Here is a 20,617-nt window from a genome sequence, read left to right on the forward strand (position 1 = left end):
TCGACTTCACGAAGCAGGAGTAATCCGGCGTCCGACGTAATGTGGCCCCCGGAGAAGTCGGCTTCAATTTGGCGGCGTGAGAGTGGCGAGAAGGTCAGCTTTTCAGGTACCATTTTGGAAGCGGCTGTTGGTGCTTGATGGATTGGTTAGGTTCTTGAAATCATAGCACTTTCAGCCGCTTTCTTTTATACCCTGTGAGAAATCCGGGCTAGTAACGCTTTACCGTCCTCTTAGGGAGAACCTGCACCATGATGCGAATTGTGCTGTTTTTAGCCACCAACCTGGCGGTACTGCTTGTCGCCAGTATTACACTGCGCCTGTTTGGCGTTGAGGGTTATTTACGCAGCCAAGGAATCAACTTTACCAGCCTGCTGATTTTCTGCTTTATCTTCGGCATGGTCGGCTCGCTGATCTCGCTGTTTATTTCCAAGTGGATGGCGAAACGCAGTACCGGCACGGTAATTATTGAGTCGCCTTCCAATGCCACCGAGCAATGGCTTGTCGATACCGTGGCTGAGCTTGCCCGTGAGGCCGGCATTAAGACGCCGGAGGTGGGCATCTTCCCCGCCCAGCAGTCAAACGCGTTTGCCACCGGCTGGAATAAAGATGACGCTTTGGTGGCGGTTTCCGCCGGGCTGTTAAACCGGATGCGCCCCGACGAAGTGCGCGCAGTGCTTGCCCACGAAATTGGCCACGTCGCCAATGGCGACATGGTCACGCTGGCGCTGATTCAGGGCGTAGTGAACACCTTTGTGATGTTCTTTGCCCGTGTGGTGGCGCAGTTGGTGGATGGCTTTCTTAAAAGCCGCAGCGGCGGCGAAGGTGGCCTGGGCTTTATGGGTTACTTCGCGGTCGTGATTGTCGCAGAAATTGTGTTCGGGATTGTGGCGTCGGCTATCGTTGCCTGGTTCTCTCGCTATCGTGAATACCGTGCCGATGAGGCCGGTGCTCGGTTAGCAGGGACAGGCTCCATGGTGAATGCCCTGGCCCGCTTGAAAGCGGAAACAGAAATGCCGGACCAAATGCCCGACACCCTACGCGCCATGGCGATTACCAAAGGCCAAACACGCTCGCTGGTAGAACAACTTTTTGCCAGCCACCCGCCGCTGGATGACCGTATTCGTGCACTAAAAGAAGCCGCTTACCGTCAATAAACAACATCCGCAACGTATTTAGTCGCAACAGGCCCGCTTAGCGGGCCTGTTCTTTTTACGCGTTAGAATAACCGTGAGACGTGAAATCCCGCGGCACTCAACGGCGCTTCAAGATCAACCGCACTGCCTGATAACTGCACGTTCAGCGTGGCAAATTCACGGCGCAGTGGATAATTGGCTCGGCAGGCATCAAAGCCCTGCTTGATACCCTGCAAAAGCGCTTGGCGCTGCAGGCTATCGTGGTCTCGGCGTACGTCATACACCGCACGCATGCACACACGCAGTGCATCCTCGACCGGCAGTGCATCCTGCAAATGCAATGACGCCAATGCTGGCAGCGGGCAGATATCGACAAACGCATCATGGCGGGGAGCACCAAGATGGCTGGCTAACGCCTGCTGAATCATCCAGGTACCGCGCAGCTTGCCGTCCAGGCTATGCCCGGCAATATGCGGCGTGGCAAGTGCCACCAGGTCGCGCAGCCCTGCGTCAATGTCCGGCTCGCTCTCCCACACGTCCAGCACGGCGGTAATATCGCCTTTCCCCGCTAACCGACCACGCAGCGCTAACCCATCAACACAGTCGCCCCGCCCGGCGTTTAGCAATACCGTGCCAGGCGCTAATTCATTGACGCGCTGAGCATTCAGCAGCTGATAGGTGGCGTGCGGCCCCTCTGACACCAGCGGCGTGTGCAGGCAGAGAATATCGCAACGATCGATCAGCGTATCCAGCGGCTCAAAGCCCTGCTCGCCCTCCTGCTCTGCTCTGGGTGGGTCACAGGCAAGTGTGTTGACGCCCAGCGCATTAAGGCGGGCAAGCAAGCGGCTGCCTACATTGCCGACGCCCACAATGCCAACCGTTTTTGAGAGCAGCGACCAGCCATCGCGCTCAGCCAGCGTTAGCAAGCTGCTGAGCACATAGTCCACCACCGCTTCAGCGTTGCAACCAGGCGCGCTTGCAAAGGTAATACCGCGCTCGGCCAGGGCGGCGTGATCAATATGGTCGGTGCCAATCGTACAAGTACCGACAAAGCGTACAGCGCTGTCTGCCAATAGCGCGGCAGTGACCTGGGTGATGGAGCGCACAATCAGCGCATCCGCGTCCTTGACGTGCGCCGCGCTTATTTCACGCCCTGGCAGATGGGTGATTGAGCCAAAATCACCAAAGCAGCGTTCGGCGGCGGGTATGTTGGCATCTACAGTCAGCTTCACAACGTGATCCTTTTAGTCCGCAGGACAGGCAAGCCTCTCCACAGAAAAACGCTTCATAAGCAAAGATAGGCGTTTGCGATAACGCGCTTTACAATACCGTCCGCCGCATCAAATTGGAAAAGAGTATTCAGGACAAGGAGTGCCTAATGGGTAAGCCAGTGTCAAGAACAACCGTGGGAGTAAGCTTGTGATCGTAAGGTGGGAAACCGACCACGACTATGTGCTGGTTCATATTCACCAGGATATGTTTGGCGACTGGATTTTTAGTCGCGCCTGGGGGCAAATCGGCACGCAGTTTGGCGGCTTAAAACATCAACTGGCCGACACGCTTGAGCAGGCTCAGATGTGGCTGGAAGATGAGACGACCATTCAAAAGTCACGCGGGTTTCATAAAGTACTGGACGTTGATGACCATACTCCAGAAGGCCAGGAAGCGATGCGCCAGCTTTCGCTGCTTGATCTGCTTTAAGCGCCCCCAGTAAGTCATCACTCACCCAGAAAACGCCGCCCGTTGCGAACATAACGCCCTTTTGGCGGCGCTTCATCAGGTTGCATCAGGCGTGTTAGCGCGTGCTCACTTAACCAGCCGCGCTGATGCAACCAAGCGCTTAAGCGCTCTACCTCAAAACCGCGTATTAGTTCATGCCCTTGGCTATCCGCCACAACCGGAATAAGCTCGCCATAGCGCGCTAGTAACTCCGGACAATCACTGATTTCAATGCGTTGCAGCGCCACCGGTTGATTGGCAAGCGCTGCCAGCAGGCCTTCCAACTGGGCGCACAGATGGCAACCCAGCGTGGTGTAGAGCGTAAGCGAGATCACCGCTGCAAGCCCTTACGCCCTAGCTGCGGTGACGCAGCAGGAACACGTGATGCATATTGGTGCGCCGCTGAAAGTCAGGGTCGAAGGTACGCGAGGTAATCTCCTCCACCGCATAACGCTCGCTAAGTGCATCATCAAGCTTGAAGCGACGCTGATTATTCGAGAATACCAGCGTTCCGCCAGGCGCGAGGCGCGCCATGGCAAGTTCGACCAACCGTGGGTGGTCGCGCTGTACGTCGAGCGTATCGCGCATTTTTTTCGAGTTGGAGAACGTCGGCGGATCCATAAAGATCAGGTCAAACTCGGCGTTAGCGGTTTCCAGCCAGCGGAAACAGTCATCACGCACCACGCGATGCAGGCGCAGGTCGAGTTCGTTCAGCGTAAAGTTGTCTTTTGCCCACTCAAGGTAGGTATTGGACATATCCACGCTAACGCTGTCGCTGGCGCCGCCCAGCGCGGCTTGCACCGTGGCCGTGGCGGTATAGCAAAACAGGTTTAAGAAGCGCTTGCCGCTGGCCATTTCACCCAACATGCGGCGCACTGGCCTGTGGTCCAGGAACAGCCCGGTATCCAGGTAGTCACGCAGGTTAACCCACAACCGCGCATCGCCTTCGCGCACGTCAAAACGCTCGCCACTGGCATCACGCTTCTGGTACTGGGCGGTGCCGGTTTGCCGCTCACGACGCTTGATATACACCTTGCTGGAGTCAACGCCCAACGCATCAGGCAACACTTCCAAGGCGTCAAACAGGCGTTTTTGTGCCTGAGCCGGGTTGATCGAGCTCGGTGCGGCGTACTCTTGAACGTGTACACGGTCACCATAGCGGTCAATCGCCAGCGCAAACTCAGGCATGTCGGCATCATAGAGCCGGTAGCAGGTTTCACCGCTCTGCTTTAACCATTTTTTGAGGCGCTTCTGGTTTTTAACCAGACGATTGGCAAACATCTGGGCGTTTTCGGACACCGCACGCGACGCTTGCTGTGGAGAAGCTTGCGTAGCAGCAGGCGCTTGATCGGCAGACTGCCCTTCTGCCTGGGCATCATTATTGGCCGTTGACGTGCCGATATCCATCAGCAGCAGCTTGGCATCCAGCGCACCATTTTTTAACGCATACTGCTTGTGCGCGCGCAGCCCCAAACGGTGGCCCAGGTCGGGGTTGCCGGTAAACATTGCCAGCGTCCAACCTGGAAACAGTGCCTTGGCTTTTTCGCCCAACTGGGCGTAAAGGCGCACCAGTTCGGGAAGTTCCCCCAACCGCTCGCCGTACGGCGGGTTGGTGATCAACAGCCCGCTTGTTGCCGTGAGCGTCTCGGGCCGGGTTAGCTGGGCAAGACTTTGCCCGTGCAGGGTAATCAGCGCTGGAATGCCTGCACGCATCGCGTTGGTTTTCGCCGCAGAAAGCGCGGCTGGGCTTTGGTCAAAGCCCAGCAGCTGCGTTTTACACCGCTTACGGCCAATAGACGCACGCGCTTCGGCCTCGCGCTTTTGCTCAAGCCAGAGCGCTTCATCGTGCCCAGCCCAGCCCTTGAAGCCAAAGCGTTCGCGGTCTAGGTTAGGCGCCTGGTCGGCGGCCATTAGCGCCGCTTCAATCAGCAGCGTGCCCGCGCCACACAGTGGGTCGATCAACGGCTCGCCAGCCTTGGCTCGCTCGGGCCAGCCCGCGCGTATGAGCAGCGCGGCCGCCAGGTTCTCTTTCAGCGGTGCATGGCCTACATCGCGACGATAGCCGCGGCGATGAAGACTCTCACCCGAAAGGTCGATACCAATCGTGAGATTCGCCCGGTGCAAATGTGCGTACAGGCGCAAGTCGGGCGTTTTAGTATCAATCGATGGCCGCTCTTGCCCGGCAAGCTGCAACGAATCTACCACGCCGTCTTTCACCGTTTGCGCGCCAAAGCGGGTATGACGAATGTGGTCGCTGCGGCCATGAAAATCTACGGCCAGGGTTTTGCCCACAGCCAAATGCTGGGTCCAGGCAATGTGGGCAACGACATCGCGTAACTGCTCGGGCGTTTCAATCATCGGCTCGCGAACGAGCTGCAGAATGACCCGGTTGGCAAGCCGAGACCACAAACATACACGGTAGGCGATGGCTTGGCTGGCGGTGAAGTACACGCCTGCCACCGTGGTCTTTCCAGGCGTCGCGCCTAGCGCTGCCAGCTCATCGGCCAGCAGGCCTTCAATGCCTTTCGGGCAGGTCGCCAACAGGTTCAAGGGGGCGTTTTGACTCGTTTCGGTCATAGTCATGGCAGCGCGTAACCGCGCGATATTCCTATATATGGCAAATGTATTTACATCTTATGACAATTTGGGGGTCGACAAGTGCCCCCATCTTGATCTAAGAATAAGAGAGTAGCTACTAAAAACGCATGCGTTGCTTGTCCAGGCCATTTATGACCTATGGCTTGTTTGGGGCGCCGCTTGGTCGGTTCAGCACGTGAGTGCTAGACAAAAGTACCATGCTGGCTGCCTGCTCTTGAGGTTAGCTCTCGAAATAGGAGCCTGACGCCACTAAGGCATAGTGCACTATTTCTTATTAAAGGCTTTCATGAAAAGAGGTTAGCCAATGAAACGACAAAAACGTGACCGCTTCCAGCGGGCTTATGTTCACGGGTACAAAGCAGGTGTTATCGGCCGCTCCCGTGATGAATGTCCCAGTCAAGATGTTAATTTACGTGAGTACTGGATGAGCGGTTGGCGTGAAGGTCGCGGAGACCAATGGGACGGTATGACCGGCGTTTCCGGTATCCACAAAAACCCCATGGTCATGACCTAACCGGTTATAACTTCCTTAATCTACATTTTGGAACATGGAGCCCGCTTAAAAGCGGGCTTTTTAGCCTCAAAACCACGCGAATTACTGCGTTTTTAGCGCACTGGCACATTCGTTCACAAGCGCTGGGCCTTGGTAAATTAGGCCTGAATAGAGCTGAACCAAATCAGCACCCGCCGCAATTTTGGCTTTTGCGGTTTCACCGCTATCAATCCCGCCAACGCCAATAATCGGTAGCGTTGGCAGATGCTGACGCAGCAGACGAATAATCACGTTAGAGGGTTCAAAAACGGGTTTTCCCGATAGCCCTCCCGCCTCTTCCGCCTGAGGGTCACTCTTGACCGCTTCACGGGAAACGGTCGTGTTGGTCGCGATGACGCCGTCCAGTTCATTGCGAGCAATACTACCGGCCACGAGCGCGACTTCCTCTTCGCTCATATCCGGGGCAATTTTAATCAGTAGCGGTACCTTGCGGTTTGCTTCAGCATCCAGCAACCGGCTACGCTCACGAATTGGCCCTAATAGCGCATCCAGCTGCTCACCAAACTGCAGCGTACGCAGCCCCGGCGTATTGGGTGAAGAAATATTCACAGTAATATAATCAGCGACCGGGTGAACGGCATTCAGGCAGGCTACATAGTCCTCCAGGGCATTTTCAACCGAGGTGGTCAGATTTTTGCCAATATTAATGCCCACCACGCCTTGATAGCGGCGCTTTTTCACCTGCTCAATTAAGTGTTCGACCCCTTTGTTATTAAACCCAAAACGGTTAATGATGGCGTCATGGCTCGCCAAACGGAACAAGCGCGGCTTGGCGTTACCCGGCTGTGCCTTGGGCGTCACCGTGCCCACTTCAACAAAGCCGAAGCCCAGCGCGCCGAGCGCATCCAGGTGATCGGCATTTTTATCAAGCCCCGCAGCAAGCCCCACGCGGTTGGCAAAGCGCAACCCCATCAGCTCAACAGGATCCTCGATTGGCTTGCCCACCCAAGGGCGAATACCGCCCACGCGTTGTAATGCGTCTAACGCCCCCAGCGCCAACCCGTGTGAGGTTTCGGGGTCAATACGAAAGAACAGCGAACGCGCGAGTGAATACATCGACAGAGTCTCTCCGGGAGAATGGGCGGCGCAGAGTATAGCGCATCCTGCCCTTTTAGCGCACCGCGCTCGCGCTTAACCAGAAGCTACGCACAAAAAAAAACCGTGCCTGAGTTACCTCAGGCACGGTTACTTCTTACAGCAAGTATGCGTTGTGCTAGCGCACGCTTAGGCGGTTATGCCTCGCTATCGCTTTCTGCAAGGTCCACCAGTTCGCGTACGGCGACGGCAAACAGCGCAAACCCACCTTCACTACCGCTACGCACCTCATCAATCAAACGGCACCAGCGGCGGTGCAGGTCAGCATGCTGCTCAAGCCACTGGTCCACACGCTCCTGAGTATCGCGGCTACCGGCTTCCAACTTCAGTACGCTGGTGGTTAAGGCCAACTGCTGGCGGTCGATATCATCCCGGAACGTTTCCCGGGCCTGCACCTGCCATGCGTCACGTACTCCCAGCTGCGTTACCTGCTGGCTCATCCAGGGAAGTTCCAAACGGCTGCCAATTTCGTAAAACACTTCGGCGACGCGCTGGGGCTTCTCATTGGTAACCCGTGCCGCCTGAATGATCCCCAACCCGGCATACAGGCTAGGCGCGGCGGCAACGGTAGATGCCAGCGCTTCCGGCACGCCCGCGTCCTGCAGCTCATCCCGACGCTGGCGCCAGGCATCAAGCTCTTCGCCGCTTAACAGTTCGCCCATCTCTTCTTGCAACTGCGCCAACCGAGGCGCGAAGTACTCAATGGCATCCTGAGTCGAAAGCCCCATGTGCTGGCGCAGGAACCAGCGTGTCGAGCGGCGGATCAGGCGCATCAGGTCCAGCATCATGGAGTGCTGCACGTCGCTGGGGATCTGGTTATCCAGGTCTTCAATCTGTGCCCAAAGTGACAGCAGGTTGAAGCTATCCCGAGCGATGACATAGTTACGTGCAATATCTGCCCGACCGGCGCCAGTAGAGTCGCGTAGCCGACGGACAAACACGACCCCCATGTGATCAACCAGATCATTCGCGACTTGCGTTGCCACAATTTCACGCTTCAGGCGGTGTTCATACATCTCGGTCTGGTAGCGCTCTGTCAGCACAGACGGGAACAGACGCTCAAGATGGCGATGGATATACGTATCATCGGGCACATCGGAGGTGATCAGGTCGTCTTTTAGCGTGCTCTTGGCGTAGGAAATCAGTACCGACAGCTCCGGCAAGCGCATGCCCTGCTGATTGGCGGCACGCTCTTTTAAGGTCTCATCGGTGGGCAGGAACTCAAGCTCACGATCAATCTGCCCGGCAGACTCCAGCTCGCTGATAAAGCGGCGGTACGGCCCGATGCCTTGGCATGACAGTATCTCGGAGAGGTCCAGCGCCTGAGCCTGACGGTAGTTATCAAGAATCACCAGGTCGGCAACTTCATCGGTCATTTCTGCCAGCAGGTCGTTGCGCTGCTTGTCGGTCATGTCGCCGCGCTTCACCGCATCATCGATCAATATTTTGATATTGACCTCGTGGTCAGAGCAGTTAACGCCACCTGCGTTATCAATAAAGTCAGTGTAAACGCGCACACCTTTGGCCGCGGCTTCCATTCGGCCACGTTGAGTCATCCCCAGGTTGCCGCCTTCGCCCACTACGCGGCAGTTAAGGTCTTCGCCATTAATGCGCAGCGCATCGTTAGCTTTATCGCCGACATCGGCATCGGTTTCATCCGAGCCTTTCACGTAGGTGCCGATACCGCCGTTCCAAACCAGGTCGACCTTTGACTGGAGCATGGCGCGAATCAACTCATTCGGCGACAGGTGCTCTTCCTGAATACCAAAGACCTGCTGCATTTCCGGGGTAATCGCGATGGACTTGGCGCTGCGGTTAAAGACACCTCCGCCCTGCGAAATCAGCTCAGCACTGTAATCCTCCCAACTGGAGCGCGGCAGGTTAAATAGCCTTGTACGCTCGGCAAAGGCCGCATCAGCCTCAGGGTTGGGGTCGACAAAGATATGCAGATGGTTGAACGCACCCACCAGCTGAATCTTGTCGGAAAGCAGCATGCCGTTACCAAATACGTCGCCCGCCATATCACCAATACCAACGACGCTAAACAGATCCCGCTGGGTATCTACGCCGAGGTTTTTAAAGTGACGTTTAACCGACTGCCAGGCACCACGCGCGGTAATGCCCATTTTCTTATGGTCATATCCGTTCGCCCCGCCGGAGGCAAACGCATCCCCTAGCCAGTGGCCATACTCGATAGAGATTTCGTTGGCGATATCCGAGAATGTTGCCGTTCCTTTATCGGCGGCAACCACCATGTAGACATCGTCTTCGTCGTGGCGCACCACGTTTTTAGGCGGAACAACGTCGCTGCCATCCAGATTATCGGTCACATCTAACAGCGCACGGATAAAGGTTTTATAGCAAGCAATGCCTTCGTTCTGCTTCGTTTCGCGGTCAGCATTTTCAGGCATGCGCTTACATACAAAACCACCCTTGGCGCCTACCGGCACGATCACCGCGTTTTTGACTTGCTGCGCTTTTACCAGCCCCAGCACTTCGGTACGGAAATCTTCATGGCGGTCAGACCAGCGCAAACCACCGCGGGCTACTTTGCCACCGCGCAGGTGGACACCTTCCACGCGTGGCGAGCAGACAAAAATCTCGAACATCGGCCGTGGCTTGGGCATTCCGGTGACTTTGGAAGGCTCAAGCTTAAAGGCGATGTAGTCTTTAAAGCGGCCGTCTTCAGCACGCTGGTAGTAGTTGGTGCGCAGTGTTGCTTGAATAAGCTCCATAAAACGACGTAACAATTGGTCGTCGTTTAGGCTGGCAACGGCTTCCAACTGCTCATTAAGCCGTGTGATGCACTCGTCGGTATCGTGTGAGTCCAGCGCAGGATCAAAGCGCAGACGGAACATTTCCACCAGTAACTGAGTAATGGCCGGGTAGTTGGCCAAGGTCGCGGCAATGTAGTTTTGAGACATGCCAAAGCGGATTTGCTTGAGATAACGTGCGTATCCACGCAGCATGGCGACTTCGCGCCAGTCCAGCCCTGCCGCAATAATCAGCCGGTTAAAGGCATCGTTATCCGCTTCGCCCGTCCAAATACGTTTAAACGCTTCACTGAAGGTTTCGCGCATTTCACCCAGGCTGACATCTTTATTACCGTGCTCAAGCTCAAAGTCGTGAATCCAGTAATGCTGCTGCGGCGCACTAATGTCGTAGGGGCGCTCACTAATAACCCGAAGCCCCAGGTTCTCCATCATGGGCAACACATCAGACAGCGGGATCGGCGAACCACGATGGAAAAGCTTCAGGTTTACGCCACTGCCCTGCTCTTCCAGCGGCCGATAAAGCGACAGCGACAGCGCCTCACCGTTATCCAGTGCCAGCAAGTGCTGTATATCGAATACTGCGGTGCGCGCATTGAAGTCTTCGCGATAGCTTGCCGAGAAGGCGCTTTGGAACTGCTCCATCTGATGATTGGCGCGCTCTTCTCCAAAACCCTCAATCATCGCGGCCATCAGCTCGTCGCGCCAGCTGCGTGCCAGGCGGGCGACCTTGCTTTCCAGGCGTTTAAGGTCGTACTGGCTGGGTGCATCGCCGTTAAAGCGTAGAATCAGTTGAATACGCGCCAGAACCGACTCTGACAAGTAGGTATTAAAATCGCCAAAGTGCGCGTCAAGCTCGTCACACAACAGGTTTTGAATGCGTTGACGCAAATCGGTTGAAAACACATCGCGAGGCACAAACACCAGGCACGAGTAGAACTTGCCACTAACATCGGCACGGATAAACAGGCGTACCTGACGGCGTTCCCGAATATCAAGAATGCCCAGCGCCGTATGCGCTAGTGAATCCGTACTGATCTGGAACAGGTCATCGCGGGGATAAACTTCAAGCACCTGTAGAAGCTGCTTACCGTTATGCCCTTGGGGGTTAAACCCGGCGATATCCGAGACAGCTTTTAGTTTACGGCGCAGTAGCGGAATATTGCGCGGCGACTCGTTGTACACCGTCGAGGTGAACAAACCAAAGAAACGACGCTCGCCGATCACATTGCCGTCGTCGTCGTAGCGGTCGACGGTAATGTAGTCTGGGTAGGTCGGGCGGTGTACCCGCGAGTGGTGGGCGCTTTTGGCAAACGAGAGTAATTGGGGCACCAGTTCATAGTTGCCGTACTCGTCAATGCCCTCTTCGGCACGAATGCGCTCATCGTAGCGTGGATCGTCCAGGCGGAAGACCCCAAGCACGCTATTCGGGTCGCGCTGCAGCTCATCGCCTTCCAACAGGTATTCGTCATATCCCAGGAAAGTGAAGTTATCTTTAACCAACCATTCTAAAAAGGCGATGGCCTCTTCATGATCGTCCGGATCAATTTGCGGGGGGCAGTTCTTTTCAAGCTCCTGGATCGCAGCGGTGATCTGACGGGTAATCGCGTCGTAGTCATCAACCGCGGTACGTACATCACGCAGTACTTGATAGAGCTTTTTCTCGATATTCGACAGCGCGTCAGGATCCGTATGACGATCAACCTCGATAACGATGAGCGACTCACGCGCCTCTGGGGCGTTGGCATCACGAGGTGAGGTCAGCGTTTGCAGTTGATTCTGCTCATTGCGGGCCACAGCAAATACGGAATTTTGGATCGCATGGACGGTAAGCCCTTGGCGATTCAGTTCAATGCGTATCGAGTCGACCAAAAAAGGCATGTCTTCATGCAGTACCGCCACAAAGGTATGCGTCGACTGCCAACCATGCTCTTCAAAGTCAGGGTTGAAAACGCGCACTTTAGGGCGCTTCGCATCGTGGTGCTGTAGAAACTGCCAAATGGATAATGTGGCGCCGTAAAGATCGTCCAAACGGCGATCAACAAGATCCTCTAACGGCACGCTCGCGTAAAAACGTCGTGCAAACGTCTCTATCGCCGTTGCTCGCTCCGGTTCCAGCCGCGCTTCCAAGCGCTCAAATAGCTGCTTCAAAAGGTCTTGCCGACTCTCTTCACTCGCAACGTATTGCATCCATCACCTCGACTGCCGGGGCCACACTTGGCCAAAAAACGTGGAACGATAGGCCTTTAGGCCAATATAACGACTAGCTTACGCCACCCAGGATCATCACTCTATCCATCTGACATGTTCTTCATGGTGTATACCTCTTTCGCATTATGCGCCCTATTGACCATTCTTGCGCCGCGTGAGCCATACGCCACATTCACAATGGTCGGTGAATGGAAACTGGTCAAATAGGGCAAAGCGTTCTATCTGGTGCGTTTTGGTGAGCAGCGCCAGATTCTCGGCAAGTGTTGCCGGGTTGCATGAAATATAGACGATCTGATCGTATTCACTGATTTGCTGACAGCTCTGCGCATCCAACCCAGCGCGGGGCGGGTCAACCAACACCGTGGAGAAGCGATATTCGTCCAATGCCATTTCAGCCACGCGCCGCCCGCCTTTTTCGCCTTTAAGCGCCAGCGCAAACTCTTCGGCTGACATACGGGCTACATGGACATTGGTGACTTTGTTGGCTTCAAGGTTGACGTTAGCGCTGGCGACCGACGTGCGCGAAATTTCAGTGGCCAGTACGCGCCGAAAATTATCAGCCAAGGCAATAGTGAAGTTACCGTTGCCACAGTAAAGCTCGACCAGGTCTTCATCCTGACGTCCGGCAGTCACTTCCCGCGCCCAGCTCAGCATCGTTTGGCAGATATGCGCATTGGGCTGGGTAAAGCTGTTTTCGACCTGCTGATAGTCAAGCGGGCGCCCATCAACCGTTAAACGCTCCCACACGTGGTCACGGGTAAGCACCAGGCGCTGCTTGCGTGAGCGCCCAATGATAATAATGCCAAGCTCAGCTTCCAAGGCGCGTGCTTCTTGCTCCCAAGCGTCACCTAGCGGGCGGTGGTAAATCAGCGTTACCAGCGCCTCGCCTGACAGCGTGGTGAGAAACTCCACCTGAAATAGACGCCGACGCAGTTCGTCACTGGCCAGAAACGCCTCGCGTAGACGCGGCATTAGCGCATTGATGGACTCGCTTGCAACGTCAAACTGATCAAGCCGCACGACCTGCTTGTTTTTAGGGTCGGCTGGGTCGACCTCAAACATGGCGTAGTAAAGATCATCGCCTTCATGCCAGATACGAAACTCACAGCGCTGGCGATAGTGACTGGGCGGTGAGGCAAAGACCTCAAGTGCGGGCGGATTAAACACCGCAAAAGTGCTTTCCAGGTAAGCACGCTTCTCGGCAAGCTGCTCGTCATAACGTTCGGGTTGTATCACGGGGATAGCCAAGTCGGCGCCTCTTTTTTCATAAACGGTATTAATATCAATGCTAATAACAGTCGTGTCGGCTCAGGCTGAAAATACGCGCCCTAAGCGCTTAACGCCAACCGGCCAGGAACAGAAAATCCAAACTGCGCAAAGCCTGGGCTTAGCGCATCGGCAGAAGCCGTGGTAAAAAATCGGCCATCTTGCCCTTTTTTTAACGGCGGCGCGATCTGGCCGACGCGCCGAGCGATCGCATCACCGGAGTCAATCCAATTCACGGGTGTGGGGGCGAGTGCTTCAAGCCAGGGCTTTAACAGGGGGAAATGCGTACAGCCCAGCACAACGGTATCCACTGGTGGCTGAGTGCTCGACGTTTGCCAAAGCGGCGCCAGGGCTTGCTGAAGCCGTTGGCGGTCTGGCTGGCCGCCGCCAAGTAGCGCCTCGGCTTCCAGCACCAGCGCATCGGCGGCTACCCGGGTGATGAGGCAGTCGCTGGCAAAGTTTTCAATCAACTTTTGCGTGTAGGGCCTACCCACAGTAGCGCGAGTAGCCAGTAGGCCAATATGGCGTGTTTGGCTAATGGCGGCGGCGGGTTTAATGGCGGGTACCGTGCCGACCACAGGGATCGTCAGGGCGTTGCGCAAACCATCCAGCGCGAGTGTGCTGGCCGTATTGCAGGCAACGACCAGCACGCTTGGCTGGCAGGCCTGAACGGCGGCCTGGCAAACCGACACGATACGCGCTGAAAGCGTTACGTCATCACGTAGCCCATAAGGCATCCACGCGTTATCGCAGGCGTAGCACATCGCCGTATCAGGATAATACTGACGCAGTGACCGGGCGACCGAAAGCCCGCCCACGCCTGAGTCAAAAATCAGCACGGGGCCCGCCATTACTGCCCCTTTGCCGTTTGCTTTGATAAGTACACCTGCTTCTCCATCAGCCGCTCATTCACGGGGCGCTAGTTTAACACGCCCCGCTGGCAGCCAAAGGAACGCTCTGCTGATTAGATCGCGGGTATGTCCGCGCCGCGTAGTTCAGCGTAAAGCTCTGGGTAAGCCTGTTGCAGGCGCTCAAGCTCCTGCTCAGCGCCTTCTGGTAGCGCGTGCAGCAGCTCTTGCATATCTTCCTCACTAAAATATTGATCAATAAGAGGGAAAAGACCTTCTCGCTCCTGGCGTAGATACGCCCTATGCGCCTCAAGGTAAGCTTTTAAATCCTCGGCAAAACGATCCATCGGCAGGATGTTGTCCATCAGAATCGTATCGATGTTGTCGGACAAACGTTGAAGGCGCGGCTTAAGCTCAAGATAATCGCTGGTCATTTTCTCCATTAATTCCAGGTGCTCGGGCGCTTGGGTTTCCAAACGATCAACGCATATACGCTCTAACGGTGCCGCGAAACCTTCCATGTAAGACAAAATGTAATCCACGACTTCACGCATCAGCTGGAAATTGGGCCGCTCACCCTGAGCCAGGGTCTTTTGTTTAAGCTGCAAGACATGAAGCATTCGTGCCATGTTGGCATGATCTAGACGCAGTTGGTTTAACATCGTGCCGTCTCCTTTGTGGTGTCATGCCTCCCGCCTTAACTCTGAAGTGGCGTTGGGCACGCAATCATAAGCGGGTATTACTACACTACGCCTATGGGCGATGGCTAAGCGCTATCGTCATGTAGGTACCGCTACGTATTATGGTTAGATGTCACCATGCGCTTAAGGCGCCACCCTGACAAGCATATCGTTTGTATCAGTTTTTATGGAAGCTATGCAAAAGGTAGTCGGGCAATACGCCATTTGCCATACGTTCTTATGATTACCTCATTACTCAACGTCTCGATTTACAACGGAAGTTTACATGGATCTTTTCGACTCTCAGCGTGCAACACCCAGCGATGACGCGCCGTTGGCGTATCGGATGCGCCCGCAGACGCTTGATGACTACGTCGGCCAGCAAGCGTTGGTGGGTCACGACAAGCCGCTTCGTCGCATGGCCGAAGCAGGCCTGGTACGCTCAATGATTTTGTGGGGGCCTCCAGGCGTTGGCAAAACAACGCTGGCCGAGCTACTCGCGCGCGCATCCAGCGCACATCTGGAGCATTTAAGCGCGGTGATGGCAGGCGTTAAAGAGATACGCGCCGTGGTTGAGCGCGCCCAGCAGCATGCCTCACCGGTGATTCTGTTTCTGGATGAGATCCATCGCTTAAACAAGAGCCAGCAGGATGCCTTGCTGCCTCACGTAGAGTCGGGGCTGCTAACCCTGATTGGCGCCACCACGGAGAACCCCTCCTTCGAGGTCAACTCTGCCCTGCTATCTCGCGCTCGAGTTTACGTTTTGAAGGCACTCTCGCAAGAGGAGCTGATAGCCGTCATGCGCCAAGCGCTGACTGACGAGCAGCGCGGCCTTGGCAAACGTGCGATTGTTGTGGAGGACGATGTGCTTGCTGCCCTGGCGCACGCAAGTGCGGGCGATGCCCGGCGCGCATTGGGACTTTTAGAAACCGCTTGTGACTTTACCCAGCCAGAGAATGGCCAAGAGGTGCTTCACATGTCGGTATTGGCAGATGTTATTGGCCATCAGGCAAGCGCATTTGATAAGCAGGGCGACGCTTATTACGACCTGCTCTCAGCGATTCATAAATCCATACGCTCTTCACGCCCTGACGCAGCGTTACTTTATATGGCGCGCTTTATTCAGGGCGGCGGTGATCCTTTGGATGTGGTTCGTAGGCTTAGCGCCATTGCGTCAGAAGATGTTGGTAATGCCGACCCACGTGCGCTTCCGTTGGTGATAGCGGCCTGGGACGCCTACCTTCGTTTGGGGGACTACGAAGGCCAGCGTGCCATTGCCCATGCAGCCATCCATTTGGCCGTGGCACCCAAAAGCAACCGAATTGACCGCGCCTGGAGCGCTGCAAAACAGTACGCGCGTCAGCAGCCTCAAATAGAGGTACCCACTTATTTACGCAATGCGCCCACCAGGCTTATGGAGCAGCTAGGCCATGGCGAAGGCTACCGCTACGCGCATAACGAGCCTGATGGCTATCCTGCGGGTAGCGCTCACGACTGCTGGCCAGAGGATTTGCCCAAAGCACGCTTTTTTGAGCCTAGCCAGTTTGGCCAGGAGAAGCGCTTCGGCGAGATAATGGCATGGCGGGAAAATCGTGACCAGGAAGCAGATCAGGCGCCCTAAGGCGCCTGATCATTCACGGGTAAACCGCCGACGTTTTAGAGCTCTTCACGAATAACGTCGGTGCCTTCCGGAATTTCGAAGTTAAACAGGCCACGGTCAATAGAGCCGTTCTGGGTGATATCGCTAAACCGAATAAGCGTTTTTTGACCAGTACTGTCCATCATCCAAAGCTCAGTGAGCGTGTCATTGTCAAACACCATGCTCAACTCTTCAAACAGCGTGTCTGCCGAGCTTGGGATCAGCGTGAACACATCTTCACCGCTCTCCTGTTCATAAACCACATCATAACTTGCCGTCAGGTCACTGATACTGCCAGAGAGCAGAAGCGCAGGCGTGTGCGTTACGCGGTCATCCATCGGCTGAACCGTTACCTGCTCAAGGTCCGGATCGTAGAGATACACATCGTTGCCATCGGACACGACGACCTGCGTATAAGGCGCTTCGACTTCCCAACGCAACATGCCTGGGCGGGAGAGCCACATTTCGCCACGCGCACTTTGCAAACGCTGGCCACTACCATCAAGAATCTGCTGCTCAAAGGTCGCCTGATAGCTTTCCAGGGGCTCTAGGCGCTCGGTTAAACGCTCAGCGGCATCATTGGCCCATGCAGCGGGGGTAGCAAACGTCAATCCAAGAGCGGCCGCGGCCAATGACAAGGGTGAAGAAAGCAGAGTTTGCGTGTCGCGCATAGTGTTCTCCCTGGGCATACGTTGTCGAGTTGAATAGACCTACGCTGCCGGATTGAAGCTGATAAAAGTAGTACAGATGAACCAGTACTGATAAACCAATGCTGAGGACTTTCAACAACGTCCATGTGATTCTTCAGACGCGAAACGCGCCACGGGGTTTCATCCGCGGCGCGATTTTCACGCTTCTTGCATGATTACTAAATGCAGAATTACTAATTGCGGCATTAATGCCCCACCGGCGGTGGCGCTAATACTTCGCGGGCGCCGTTGCTGCCCATGGCAGAAACGATCTGTGCCGCCTCCATGGCATCGACCAGGCGCGCGGCTCGGTTGTAACCAATCTTAAAGCGCCGCTGTACCGCAGAAATCGAGGCTTTTTTGGTTTCGGTCACAAACTGAACCGCTTCATCATACAGTGCGTCCTGTTCAGCATCGTCGCCATCACTGCCTTCTGCCTCAAGCCCTGTTAGCGCATCCGCCGAGACGCCGCCCGACAAAATTTCCTCAATGTATTCAGGGGTGCCGCGGCGCTTCCAATCCTCAACCACACGGTGCACTTCGTCATCATCAACAAACGCGCCATGCACTCGATTAGGCGGACCAGAGCCCGCAGGCAAATACAGCATGTCGCCATGACCCAGCAGGCTTTCAGCGCCGCCCTGGTCCAAAATCGTACGAGAATCGATCCGTGAAGAGACCTGAAATGCCATGCGCGAAGGAATATTCGCCTTGATCAAGCCCGTTACCACGTCCACCGAGGGGCGCTGGGTGGCCAGGATCAGGTGAATACCGGCTGCCCGCGCTTTTTGCGCCAGGCGGGCAATCAGCTCTTCCACCTTTTTGCCGACGATCATAAACATGTCGGCAAATTCATCGATGACCACCACGATATAGGGCAGCTTCTCAAGCACTGGGGGCGTTTGGTGCATTTCCCAGGGTTGCGGCTCCCAAAGCGGGTCGGCTACCTGAGCACCTGCGCGCTCGGCTTCATCCAACCGGCCGTTAAAGCCGGCAATATTACGCACACCCATGGCCGCCATCAGCTTATAGCGGCGCTCCATTTCAGCGACACACCAACGTAGGCTATTGGCGGCCTCTTTCATATCGGTCACGACCGGCGCCAGCAGGTGCGGGATACCATCGTAGACCGAAAGCTCCAGCATCTTAGGGTCCACCATGATGAGCTTAAGCTCATCTGGCGTGGCTTTCAGCAGCATCGAAATCAGCATTGCGTTAACGCCCACCGATTTACCTGAACCGGTGGTGCCCGCCACCAACAGGTGGGGCATCTTGCCGAGGTTGGCAATCACAGGCCCGCCACCGATATCCTGGCCAAGCGCCATGGTCAGCGGTGAGGTTTCCTGCTGGTAGCGCTCGGAGTCGATGACTTCACGCAGACGAATCATTGCCCGATGCGGGTTGGGAATCTCGATCCCAACGGTAGGCCGCCCAGGAATCACCTCAACCACGCGCACGCTTTTTACCATTAGCGAGCGGGCCAGGTCTTTGGAAAGATTGCTGATTTTGGACGCTTTCACCCCTGCCGCTGGCCTGATTTCAAATCGCGTGATGACGGGGCCAGGCCATGTATCGACTACTTCTGCTTTTACGCCATATTCACGCAGCCGCACTTCCAGCAGCTCTGCCATATCGGCCAGCTGTTCGTCTGTGTAGTTCGGCTGATGCGGCTCAGCGGGCGTTAGTAGTTGAAGGCTGGGCACATCGCCTTCCGGTTCTGGCAATGTCTCAAAAGCAGGCCGCTGATTTTGCAGGTGCTCAACCGTCCAGAGCGTCGGCCCGCTGTCGGCTTCATTGACCACGTTATCCGCAGAGAAGGTCGGCTCATGGCGTGCAGTGTTGGTGGGCAAAGACGTAGGGCTAAGCAAAGGCTCATCTTCATCCTCTTCCCATACCGGCTCAGGAACGACTTCAGGCACCCGCTCACGGCGGGGCTCAGTATATGAAGGCGTAGCGGCAAGTGAAGGCTCACTTTGAGGCGCCGCCTCAGGCTGATCAAACGCGCTTAGCCTGGGCTCAGGGCGCAGAGGCGTGTCTTCCTGAACCGCCTGCTCTTGCTCATCCCAGCCATCGTGCTGCCACTCCTCCGTTTTCAAGCCCTGCTCATCGTCTTGCGCTTCCTCGGCGTCCTCTTCTTGACGGAAGAAGTGCGAGACAGCGGGCACCGCAGCATCGTCTTCACGAGAAGCGCGTAACGACATCGGCTCTTCAGACGTTGATGATTCAGCGGCTGGCGCAGCGTCGCTGTCAGGCGTGGGCTCTGGGATGACCTCAGGTTGACGCGCTTTGGGTGGCTCTGAATTGAGCTCTGAAGTGCGATCAGCGTTGATCGATACTGGCTCATCACTCTGCGCTGCTGCGGGGCTCTCTGCCTCAGGCGTTGGCGCTTGCGCGGGTTCTGGTGCTGCATCTGGCTGCGGTACAGCGTCAGGCTCAGTGGCCGTTACCACCGCAGGCTTGGTCTGTGTTTCGGCAGCCGTCGTTGCCGCTGAAAAAGCGCTCGCTGCCCAAGGAATCGACGTATCGTTTGTGGTCGCCGCAGGCGTTTCTTGCGCGGCAGACGGTGCCGAGAACTCGGGCTCGCGACGTTCACGATGTGTATCGCGGCTGGTTTTGGCTTTAGGTGCTCGTGGAGGCTCTTCCGCTTTTGGCGCAGGCTTTAAAGAGGCGCGCAGCGCAGCCCGCTCGCGGCGTTTCTCACGACTTTTTTCCCGGCGGGCACTCAACCAGCCACCAACACGGCATAAGCGGCGACCTACTTCATCCGCCACCCGCAGCCAGGACGTACCGCTAAACAGCGGGAAGCCAATCAGTATCAAGGCCGCAGCAATTAGCCCCACACCACCACTGCCGACCAGTGGTTTGAGGGTATTGACCAACCCCTCCCCCAAAATACCGCCGGAGGCATAGGGTAAAATGCTGTTAGGGTGATAAAAGTGCAGCGCACCCAGCATGGTCGTGCCAAACATCAACAGCACCAGACCGCCAGCATGTACGGCAACCGCCACGGGGTCGAACTCAAAGCGCACCTGGCGCGAGCGCATTAGCCACCATGCGGTAAAGCCAAACATACCCGGCCACCACAAAGCACTAGCCCCCAACAGCGAATACAGGACATCCGCAAGCCAAGCGCCGACCGGTCCCATCCAGTTGCGAACGTCCGTTTCAGGCCCCTGATAAGACCAACCAGGATCTTCCGGATGATAACTAAACAGTGCTAATAATAAAAAAACGCACAGCGCCAGCAGTACCACTACTACGCCTTCACGCACCGAGCCTTGCAAGCGCAGACCGAACCGGCGAGCTTTATCTTTCGCGGCTTTAACCCGCGCAGAAGAGGCCGAAGATGGTGCTTGACGCGAATTACGCTGCGTTCGCTTGTCTACCGCCTTATTCACTTTCAAGCGATTCTCCC

The 20,617-nt window shown here is 55.9% G+C and carries 14 protein-coding genes; 4 read left to right on the top strand and 10 right to left on the bottom strand.

Annotation, left to right across the window (positions count from 1 at the left end; genetic code table 11):
• Positions 1–248 precede the first annotated feature (248 nt).
• Positions 249–1,154 (top strand): protease HtpX, encoded by a 906-nt coding sequence (htpX, locus tag INT20_RS07680; protein ID WP_172117168.1) that lies wholly within the window; start codon positions 249–251, stop codon positions 1,152–1,154.
• Positions 1,155–1,216: 62 nt separating this feature from the next.
• Here htpX and pdxB read toward each other — a convergent pair whose 3' ends face one another.
• The gene (gene pdxB, locus INT20_RS07685; protein ID WP_193054848.1) at positions 1,217–2,365 is read right to left on the bottom strand and encodes a 4-phosphoerythronate dehydrogenase PdxB; all 1,149 of its coding nucleotides are present in this window, start codon (positions 2,363–2,365) and stop codon (positions 1,217–1,219) included.
• A gap of 187 nt (positions 2,366–2,552) precedes the next feature.
• Between pdxB and INT20_RS07690 the strand changes: the two genes are divergently transcribed.
• Positions 2,553–2,834 carry a hypothetical protein gene (locus tag INT20_RS07690; protein ID WP_018916661.1) on the top strand — a complete coding sequence of 94 codons (282 nt, stop codon included), beginning with the start codon at positions 2,553–2,555 and terminating at the stop codon, positions 2,832–2,834.
• Between the two features lie 17 nt (positions 2,835–2,851).
• On the opposite strand, the gene INT20_RS07695 is transcribed toward INT20_RS07690, so the two are convergent.
• Complete coding sequence (locus INT20_RS07695) at positions 2,852–3,187, bottom strand: glutaredoxin family protein (RefSeq protein ID WP_193056728.1); 336 nt, start codon at positions 3,185–3,187, stop codon at positions 2,852–2,854.
• Positions 3,188–3,206: 19 nt separating this feature from the next.
• Complete coding sequence (rlmKL, locus tag INT20_RS07700; protein WP_193056798.1) at positions 3,207–5,429, bottom strand: bifunctional 23S rRNA (guanine(2069)-N(7))-methyltransferase RlmK/23S rRNA (guanine(2445)-N(2))-methyltransferase RlmL; 2,223 nt, start codon at positions 5,427–5,429, stop codon at positions 3,207–3,209.
• 325 nt (positions 5,430–5,754) lie between these two features.
• On the opposite strand from rlmKL, the gene rmf reads away from it, so the two are divergent.
• Positions 5,755–5,964 (top strand): ribosome modulation factor, encoded by a 210-nt coding sequence (gene rmf, locus INT20_RS07705; protein ID WP_087106179.1) that lies wholly within the window; start codon positions 5,755–5,757, stop codon positions 5,962–5,964.
• Between the two features lie 81 nt (positions 5,965–6,045).
• Here rmf and INT20_RS07710 read toward each other — a convergent pair whose 3' ends face one another.
• The 5 genes from INT20_RS07710 to INT20_RS07730 all read right to left on the bottom strand — a co-directional run bounded on the left by INT20_RS07710 (position 6,046) and on the right by INT20_RS07730 (position 14,856).
• Positions 6,046–7,059, bottom strand: a complete 1,014-nt coding sequence (locus INT20_RS07710) for a quinone-dependent dihydroorotate dehydrogenase (protein WP_193056729.1) — start codon at positions 7,057–7,059, stop codon at positions 6,046–6,048.
• A gap of 176 nt (positions 7,060–7,235) precedes the next feature.
• Positions 7,236–12,059, bottom strand: coding sequence for an NAD-glutamate dehydrogenase (locus INT20_RS07715; RefSeq protein ID WP_193056730.1), 4,824 nt, complete (start codon positions 12,057–12,059; stop codon positions 7,236–7,238).
• 153 nt (positions 12,060–12,212) lie between these two features.
• Positions 12,213–13,328 (bottom strand): tRNA (uridine(54)-C5)-methyltransferase TrmA, encoded by a 1,116-nt coding sequence (trmA, locus tag INT20_RS07720; protein WP_193056731.1) that lies wholly within the window; start codon positions 13,326–13,328, stop codon positions 12,213–12,215.
• Positions 13,329–13,408: 80 nt separating this feature from the next.
• Entirely contained in the window at positions 13,409–14,197 is a 789-nt protein-coding gene (gene murI, locus INT20_RS07725) for a glutamate racemase (RefSeq protein ID WP_192527792.1), read from the bottom strand.
• Between the two features lie 113 nt (positions 14,198–14,310).
• Entirely contained in the window at positions 14,311–14,856 is a 546-nt protein-coding gene (locus tag INT20_RS07730; RefSeq protein WP_192527793.1) for a hemerythrin domain-containing protein, read from the bottom strand.
• A gap of 304 nt (positions 14,857–15,160) precedes the next feature.
• Here INT20_RS07730 and INT20_RS07735 point away from each other — a divergent pair, with 304 nt between their 5' ends.
• Positions 15,161–16,495 (top strand): replication-associated recombination protein A, encoded by a 1,335-nt coding sequence (locus INT20_RS07735; RefSeq protein ID WP_193056732.1) that lies wholly within the window; start codon positions 15,161–15,163, stop codon positions 16,493–16,495.
• Between the two features lie 35 nt (positions 16,496–16,530).
• On the opposite strand, the gene lolA is transcribed toward INT20_RS07735, so the two are convergent.
• Complete coding sequence (gene lolA / locus INT20_RS07740) at positions 16,531–17,184, bottom strand: outer membrane lipoprotein chaperone LolA (protein ID WP_087106192.1); 654 nt, start codon at positions 17,182–17,184, stop codon at positions 16,531–16,533.
• 224 nt (positions 17,185–17,408) lie between these two features.
• Positions 17,409–20,606, bottom strand: a complete 3,198-nt coding sequence (locus INT20_RS07745) for a DNA translocase FtsK (RefSeq protein ID WP_193056733.1) — start codon at positions 20,604–20,606, stop codon at positions 17,409–17,411.
• Positions 20,607–20,617 lie beyond the last annotated feature (11 nt).

The sequence above is a fragment of the Halomonas citrativorans genome (assembly GCF_014898005.1).
GTDB lineage: Bacteria > Pseudomonadota > Gammaproteobacteria > Pseudomonadales > Halomonadaceae > Vreelandella > Vreelandella citrativorans.

Bases quoted from the DNA above. Each gene is read 5' to 3' on its own strand.
- htpX (WP_172117168.1), top strand. From the start codon at position 249: ATGATGCGAATTGTGCTGTTTTTAGCCACCAACCTGGCGGTACTGCTT.
- rlmKL (WP_193056798.1), bottom strand. From the start codon at position 5,429: ATGACCGAAACGAGTCAAAACGCCCCCTTGAACCTGTTGGCGACCTGC.
- rmf (WP_087106179.1), top strand. From the start codon at position 5,755: ATGAAACGACAAAAACGTGACCGCTTCCAGCGGGCTTATGTTCACGGG.
- INT20_RS07710 (WP_193056729.1), bottom strand. From the start codon at position 7,059: ATGTATTCACTCGCGCGTTCGCTGTTCTTTCGTATTGACCCCGAAACC.
- INT20_RS07715 (WP_193056730.1), bottom strand. From the start codon at position 12,059: ATGCAATACGTTGCGAGTGAAGAGAGTCGGCAAGACCTTTTGAAGCAG.
- murI (WP_192527792.1), bottom strand. From the start codon at position 14,197: ATGGCGGGCCCCGTGCTGATTTTTGACTCAGGCGTGGGCGGGCTTTCG.
- INT20_RS07730 (WP_192527793.1), bottom strand. From the start codon at position 14,856: ATGTTAAACCAACTGCGTCTAGATCATGCCAACATGGCACGAATGCTT.
- INT20_RS07735 (WP_193056732.1), top strand. From the start codon at position 15,161: ATGGATCTTTTCGACTCTCAGCGTGCAACACCCAGCGATGACGCGCCG.
- lolA (WP_087106192.1), bottom strand. From the start codon at position 17,184: ATGCGCGACACGCAAACTCTGCTTTCTTCACCCTTGTCATTGGCCGCG.